Genomic DNA, 350 nt, shown 5'->3' on the forward strand with positions numbered 1-350 from the left:
AGCACGGGCATTGGCTACCCGTTCGTGTACACCTGCAAGCTGTATTCGGGCTTTACGGCGATTAGCACTCCCTTTTTTGCTTGCGAGATAAGGCTTTTTGTTTTCGACGTAGGTGACGGCTGGCATTGATAAGGTGGCGCGGATTAGCAATCTTATTGCCGTCTGATTTGATGGCGTAATGACTCAGCCCCACATCAAGCCCCGTGATATTTGATATCAATGTTGGCTTTGCCGGTGCTTCTACCCCCGTCATCACAGAGTAGTGACGCATAGTATTTTCGGTTGCGCTGCGGCTCAGTGTGATACTTTTCAGCGCCCCCGTAATTTCACGATGTAAACGCGCTTCAATC

Annotated in this window: 1 pseudogene; it reads right to left on the reverse strand. The window is 50.0% G+C overall.

What is annotated here, in order from left to right:
- A pseudogene (locus BHE89_RS22675) lies at positions 1-350 on the reverse strand (RNA-guided endonuclease InsQ/TnpB family protein); the annotation flags it as partial.

This window comes from Shigella sp. FC1967, assembly GCF_001743005.1.
Classification (GTDB): Bacteria; Pseudomonadota; Gammaproteobacteria; order Enterobacterales; family Enterobacteriaceae; genus Proteus.